We start from the raw sequence: 7927 nt of genomic DNA on the forward strand, positions 1-7927 counted from the left end.
AATGTGACGAAATCATACACGAGGAAATGGTTAATCAACATTAACCAATGGGCTTCTTCGCCTTCCCCGATAGTTTAAGCCTCTGAAGATGCAATTGACATGAATTGCCCGACTATCCCAAAAGGTGGTGGCGCGCCTGTCCCCTTTGGATAGGTCGGGAACTTGGGGGCACGGGGCTCCGGGTTCCGGCGCGGAAGAAGGGTTGGGGTGGCAAGAAACGGATTTGGGTGTCGGGCGATGTTCCCCGGCGATACCCCAAAGCCGCCATTTTTGTCTCTCAGCCCGGCGATGGTGCAAACCAGTGGTTGGGAGACAGGTGGCATGGCGAAGCAGGCGGTTACGCGCGGTCAGGGCACGAAGAAGACGCAGCAGGCCTTCCTCCTGGGCGCATCGGCGCTGGCCATCGGCGTGGGCTTGGCCGCACCGAAGTCCGCCTGGGCCAGTGCCTGCGGCAGCTTCTCCACCAATTCCACCATCGGCTCGGCGGCGCACTGCACGGCGTTCACTTGGACGGGCACGGTGGGCACCGTCATCAACAACGGCACGCTAGTCGGCAACAACACCGGCACTTCCAGCAATTACACCGGCTTCAGCATCCAGGGCGGCAAGACCCTGACGGCCTTCATCAACAACAACCTGATCGGCGGCACCGGGACGACAGGCGGAATCGCCGCCATCGTCCTGACGGGCACCCCCACCTACACGACGACCAGCGGCACCATCAGCTACGGCATCAGCGCCTACACCACCATCGGCACCTTCGTGAACAACGCCGCCGGTGTGATCCAGTCGGATGGCGGCTACGGCGCCATCCGGATGATGAATGGCGTGAAGGTCGGCGGCTTCACCAACGCCGGCACCATTCTGGCCAACGGCAACAGCGCCTTGAACCTGACCGGCGTCAGCATCGGCACGCTGACCAACAGCGGCTACATCTACAGCTCCGTGGGCGGCGCCATCGACGTCGACGTCATCACGACAATCAGCACCGTCGGCACCATCATCAACAGCGGCATGTTGAGGGGCAACAGCGGCGGCACCGGTGCCGTGAACGTGTTCGGCGTGGTGGGCTCGGTCAACAACACCGGCACCATCCTCAACGATTCCGGCCCGGGCGTGGAGGTGCGGAACTACGGTGGCTTCGGTCCCACCGCCATCTTCCACAGCCATGTCGGCCAGGACGGTACCCTCAGCACCCTGACCAATTCGGGTCTGATCAGCGGCACCACCGGTGTTTCCATCGGTGCCGGCGGTTCCATCGTCAACCTGACCAACACCAGCATCGGCACCATCCAGGGCGGCATCGTCATTTCCAAGACCAGCGGCAACGCGTCGGTCACACATAACGGCTATTTGGGCACCCTGGCCAACAATGGCGTCATCATCGGCAGCATCGCCACCGGCGGCCTGATCGGCACCCTGATCAACACCGGCACCATCAGCGCCACGGGCAACGCCATCAGCATCGGCACCTCGGGTACCATCGCTGGGCTGAACAACAGCGGCGTGATCAGCGGCAACATCGTCAACAATTCCGCCAACACCTTCAGCATCACCGGCGGGACGGGCACGGTCCTCGGCACCTTCACCGGCGCATCGGGCAAGGGCTCGATCATCAACACGCTGAGCAACATCGTAATCACCGGCGGCAACCTGTTTCTGAACGACAATATCAACGTCGGCAGCGGAACGCTGATCAGCCAGGGCACCAACCTGACCATCGCCGCCGGTTCCACCATCACCGGCAACTATTACAACACGCTCTCGACCAACACCCTGACCACCAGCGGCCTGACGGTTACGGGCCGTGTGACGCTGATCACCGGCACCATCGTTCCGTCCTTCAGCAGTGCGGGCAATTACATCGTCGGCACGGCCGCCAGCCTGATCTATTCGCCCACCGGCATTTCCAACCTCGGCTCGGCCTTCGCCGCCGTGCAGGCCCCCACCGGCGCCCATTTCTCCAACATCGGCGCCAGCGGCACGACGCTGATCTATTACAACCCGCTGATGGATTATGTCGGTGGCGCCCAGGCCTCGGTAAGCGTGGGCAGCACCGTGCTGAACGGCGTCTCCACCATCTATCCGACGGCACTGTACATCGCCAGCACCGGCTCCCTGGGCACGCTGACCAACAGCGGCACGATCCGGGGCAACATCGTCAACTTGAGCGCCAACGACCTGTCCATCCGCGGCGGCACGCTGACCACCATCGGCACGCTGATCGGCTATTCCGGCTCCATCGGCACCATCAACAACACCACCAGCAACGTCGTCCTGGTCTCCGGCAACCTGCGGATCAACGACGTCATCAACGTCGGCACCAACACCCTGGTCAACAACGGGGCCAACGTTACCTTCGGCACGTTGGGCACCATCAGCCTCACCGGCAATTTCGCCCAGACGTCAACCTTGGGCACGCTGTCGCTGGGCACCAACCTGCTGTCCATCTCTGGCGCCGCCAGCATCGCCGGCACGGTGCTGAGCAACTTCACCACCACCGTCAACCACACGGTGGGTGAGGCCATCACCCTGATCTCGGCCGACGGCGGTCTCAACCTCAGCTACGGCACCCTGACCGGCGTGGTCAGTTCCTCCGGCACCGGCATCAACGTGACCGGCACCACGGTCGGCAACTACCTGCTGGCCATGGTGCAAAACTATTACATCGCCGGCACCTACGGCACGATCACCAACACCGGCACGCTGACGGCGGCTTCGGCCGTCTATGTCGCGTCCACCGGCACGCTGGGCGCCGTATCCAACACCGGTGTCATCCAGGGCAGCATCGTCAACAACAGCGTCCGCGACCTGACCCTGCTGGGCGGCAGCGCCGGCACCTTCGGCACCTTCACCGGCCTCACCGGCACGTTGCCGGGCAGCATTGTCAACACCGCCAGCAACGTGACGCTGTCGGGCAACGTCGCGCTCAACGACCATGTCAATGTCACGGGCCACACCCTGGTCAACAATGGCGGCAGCCTGTACCTGGGCTCCATCATCAGCGTCACCGGTAACTACAGCCAGACGGGCGGCACCTTGGCCGAGCGGTCGGCCATCAACGGCGGCGAACTGATCGTCAGTGGCGCGGCCGTGGTCAGCGGCGTCAACTACACGGTCGTGGGCGCCACCGGCGCCTATCACTATCTGCAGGGCCCGGCGGGGGCCACGCCCATCATCGCGGGCGGCGTTGGCTCCAGCTACACCAGCATCACCTACGACAGCGGCATCACCGGCCTGACCCTGGGGCCCCGCCGGTGTGGCCACGCTGATCTACATCGCCGGGGCGGGCACGCTGGGCACGCTGTCCAACAGCGGCACCATCCAGGGCAACATCGCCAACAACGGGTCGGCCGATCTCAACCTGCGCGGCGGCAGCGCCACCTGGGGCACCTTCGCCGGTGCCGGCGGCACGCTGGGCACCCTCACCAACACCAACAGCAACGTGGTGGTCTCGGGCGGCCAGGTCTACCTGGCCGACCAGGTCAATGTCGGCAGCGGCCTGCTGTACAACACCGGCGGCACCCTGGGCGTGGCGCCGGGGGTGACCTACCGGCAGCCTGGGCACCCTGGTCAACAGCGGCACCATCGCCGGCTCCATCGCGGTGGAGGTGGCGTCGGGCGGCAGCCTGGGCCAGGTGGTCAACACCGGCACCATCAGCGGCAACCTGGTCAACCTGTCGACGAATGCGCTGGTCCTGTCGGGCGGCACAGTGGCGGGCACCTACACCGGCGGCACCATCACCAGCACCCTGGCCAACGTGACCTTGGCCTCGGGCGCCATCGTCCTGGGCGACGCGGCCAATGTCGGCGCCGGCACGCTGGTCAACGGTGGCGCCTCGGTGTCGCTCAACACCATCGTCAGCATATGTCGGCACGGTGCTGGGCAGCCTGAACAACAGCGGCACGATCAGCGCCAGCAACGCGGTCTACGTGGCGGCGACGGGCACGTTGGGCAGCCTCACCAACACCGGCACGCTGCTGGGCGCCAATGCCGCCCTGAACAACCTGGGCAGCATCGGCACCATCACCATCGGCACGCTGACGGGCACGGGCACGACGACCAGCTATGGCACGGTGGGTCTGCTGCAAGGGGCGGTGGGTATGACCAACGCCGGCAGCATCGGCACGCTGGTCAGCTACGCCACCATCGTCGGTACCACCGGGGCGGCGGTCGACAACCAGGGCTCGATGTACAGCCTGGGCAACGCCGGAACCATCACCGGGGTGACCGCGGGCATCAACAACGCCGGCAGCATCGGCGGCCTGGTCAACGCCAACCAGGTCACCGGCAGCATCGGCATCAACAACACCGGCACCATCGGCTTCATCCAGAACTTCGTCTTCGCCACCGACAGCCTGACCACGTTCATCGGCAGCATCAGCGGCTCGGCCACGGGCCTGAGCAATGCCGGCGTCGTCGGCACCCTGGTCAACGCCGGCGCGATCACCGGCAGCATCGGCATCAACAACTCGGGCACCGTCCTGGGCTTGGCGAACGCCCTCTTCCCCACCGGCAGCCTCACCGCCGTGGTGGGCAGCATCGTCGGGTCGGCCACGGGTGTGCGCAACACCGGTGTGATCGGGACGCTGCTGAACCAGGGCCTGATCTCCGGCGGCGCCTACGCGCTGTACAACGGCGCCGGCGCCACGCTGGGCACCGTCCTCAACGCCGGCACGATCAGCGGCAACATCGCCAACCTGTCGACCGGCGACCTGGTGATCGCGGGCGGTGGCGGCACGCTGACGGGCGGGGTTATCACCAACACCGCCAGCAACGTGGTGTTCGCGGGCGGGGCCCAGGTGGTCAATGACGCCCTCAACGTTGGCAGCCACACGGTGGTGAACAACGGGGCCAGCCTGGCCTTGGGCGGCGACCTCAGCATCACGGGCAACTACAGCCAGGCCACGGGCACGCTGGCGCTGTCGACCAACCACCTGTTCGTCAGCGGTGTCGCCAATGTGAGCGGCGGGGCCATCACCGCCAGCGTGGACGCGGCGCAGAACTACGTGGTGGGGGGCAGCAACGGCGCCATCCTGATCCAGGGCGGGGCGGGCTCCAGCTACACCGGGGTCAGCCTGACCTCCGGCGTCAGCGGCCTGACCATCGCCGCCGGCGTGGACACCATCGGGTCCAACGTGGACCTGGTGGTCGCGGCGGCCAACGACTACATCGGCGGCACGCTGGGCAGCTTGGGGAACAGCGGCACCATCAGCGGGGTGGTCACGGCGGCCTACATCGCCACCACGGGCAGCCTGGGCACCTTGGCCAACAGCGGCCTGCTGGACGGCGCCCGCTATGGCATCCGCAACCGGGGCACCATTGGCCTGGTGGACAACAGCGGCACGGCCACGGGCCTGGTCGGCCTGTGGAACCAGGGCGTCATCGGCACGGTCCTCAACACCGGCCTGCTGAAGGACGCGCCCTCGGCCCAGGCCGCCGGCCTGAACAACGCCGGCAGCATCGGCGTGCTGACCAACATGGGCAGCATCAGCAGCGTCGCCTACGGCCTGTACAACAGCGGCAGCATCGGCAGCATCGACAACAGCGGCGTCATCAGCGCCACCGATACCGTCACGGGCCGGGCCCTGCGCAACGCCATCGGCGCCACCATCGCCGCGATCAGCAACAGCGGCACCATCGCGGGCGTCACCGCCCTGTACAGCCAGGGCAGCGTCGGCACCATCGCCAACAGCGGCGTGATCGCCGGCAACGTGGTGAACGCCAGCGCCAACGCCCTGGTGTTCACCGGCGGCACTGGTGCCACCATCGGCACGCTGACGGGTGCCACCGGCGTCGGCACCATCAGCAGCACCTTGGCCAACGTGGTGCTGGCCGGCGGCAACCTGGCCCTGAACGACCAGGTGGACGTGGGCGGGACCAATACCCTGGTCAACAGCGGCGCGTCCCTGCGCCTGTCCACCCTCATTGCCGTCACGGGCACCTACAGCCAGTCGGCGGGCACCTTGCAAGTGGCATACGGCAGCGGCCAGCTGGCCGTCAGCGCCGCCGCGGTGCTGACCGGCGGCACCATCGCCGCCACGGGCGTGCCGGGCACCATCAACATGCTGGCGGGCGTGGGCGACAGCGTGGCCCTGGTGGCCGGCGGCACCGGCTCCAGCTACACCGGCCTCAGCTACACCAGCGACGTGACGGGGATGGAGGTCACGGGCAGCGTCGGCGGCAACAGCCTCTACCTGGCCGGCATCAACGACTATGTCGGCGGCACGCTGGGAACGCTCAGCAACAGCGGCACGATCACTGCCAACAACGCCGTCTACGTGGCGGCGACGGGCAGCCTGGGCAGCTTCACCAACAGCGGTACGCTGCTGGGCGCCAATGCCGCCATCAACAACCTGGGCACCATCGGCTCCATCCTCAACGGCACGCTGGGGACGGTGGGCAGCAGCCTGGGCGTCATGGTGGGCGCGGTGGGTGTGGCCAACGCCGGCAGCATCGGCACGCTGACCAGCTACGGCACCATCCTCGGCACCACCGGGGCGGCGGTCGACAACCAGGGCGTGGTGTTCGGCCTGGGCAATGCCGGGACCATCACCGGGGTGACGGCCGGCGTGAACAATGCCGGGACCCTGAGTGTCTTCCAGAACGCTGGTCTGGTTACCGGCTCCATCGGCATCAACAATACCGGAACCATTGCGGTTCTCGGCAACATCGGCTTCGGTCCCTTCATCGGCAGCATCAGCGGCTCGGCCACCGGCCTGCGCAACACCGGCGTGATCGGCACGCTGCTGAACCAGGGTGTCATCTCCGGCGGCGCCTACGCCCTGTACAACGGCGCTGGCGCCACGCTGGGCACCATTGCCAACGCCGGCACGATCAGCGGCAACATCGCCAACCTGTCGGCGACCGACCTGGTCATCGCGGGCGGTGGCACCCTGGCCGGCACGCTGACGGGTGGCAGCATCACCAACACCGCCAGCAACGTGGTGTTCGCCGGCGGCAGCCAGGTGGTGGGCGACACCCTGGTCAACGTGGGCAGCCACACGGTGGTGAACAGCGGGGCCAGCCTGGCCCTGGCCAGCACCGTCACCATCACCGGCAACTACAGCCAGGCCACGGGCACGCTGGCCCTGGGCAGCAACCATCTGGAGGTCAGTGGCGTGGCCGCCATCAGCGGCGGCACCATCACGGCCGATATCAGCTCCATCACCAACTACATCGTGGGGTCGTCCACCGGCGTCATCCTGGTGCAGGGTGGGACGGGGTCCAGCTATACCGGCGTGGGCATCTATTCCGGCATCACTGGCCTGACCATCGGCACCGGCGTCACCACCATCGGGTCCAACGTCGACCTGGTGCTGGCGGCGGTGAACGACTACATCGGCGGCACGCTGGCCAGCCTGAACAACACCGGCACCATCAGCGGCGTGGTCACGGCGGCCTATATCGGCACCCTGGGCAGCCTGGGTACGCTGGTCAACAGCGGCGTGCTGGATGGTGAGCTCTATGGCATCCGCAACCGGGGCACCATCGGCCTGGTGGACAACAGCGGCACGGCCACGGGCCGGGTGGGCCTGTGGAACCAGGGCAGCATCGGCACGGTGCTGAACACCGGCACCCTGAAGGACGCGCCGGAGGTGAACGCCGCCGGCCTGAACAACCAGGGCACCATCGGCGCCGTGATCAACCAGGGCACCATCAGCAGCGTCGCTTATGGCCTGTACAACAGCGGCACCATCGCCAGCATCGCCAACAGCGGGGTGATCAGCGCCACCGACACGGTCAGCGGCCGGGGCCTGCGCAACAGCGGCACCATCGGCGCCCTCAGCAACAGCGGCACCATCGCCGGCGTCACCGCCCTGTACAACCAGGGCAGCATCGGCACCATCGCCAACAGCGGCACGATCGCCGGCAGCATCGTGAACACCAGCGCCAACGCCCTGGTGTTCACGGGCGGCACTGGCG

Annotated in this window: 2 protein-coding genes; both read left to right on the top strand. The window is 66.8% G+C overall.

Annotated features, from left to right (window positions below; genetic code table 11):
* Window positions 1-321 precede the first annotated feature (321 nt).
* Window positions 322-3765, top strand: a complete 3444-nt coding sequence (locus tag P5F91_RS24345; protein ID WP_277908505.1) for a beta strand repeat-containing protein — start codon at window positions 322-324, stop codon at window positions 3763-3765.
* A 114-nt stretch (window positions 3766-3879) separates the two neighbouring features.
* Window positions 3880-7927: beta strand repeat-containing protein (locus tag P5F91_RS24350; protein ID WP_277908506.1), on the top strand; the 4048-nt coding region annotated here is incomplete at its 3' end.

This window comes from Nitrospirillum amazonense (assembly GCF_029594735.1).
Taxonomy (GTDB): Bacteria; Pseudomonadota; Alphaproteobacteria; order Azospirillales; family Azospirillaceae; genus Nitrospirillum; species Nitrospirillum amazonense.

Bases quoted from the DNA above. Each gene is read 5' to 3' on its own strand.
- P5F91_RS24345 (WP_277908505.1), top strand. From the start codon at position 322: ATGGCGAAGCAGGCGGTTACGCGCGGTCAGGGCACGAAGAAGACGCAG.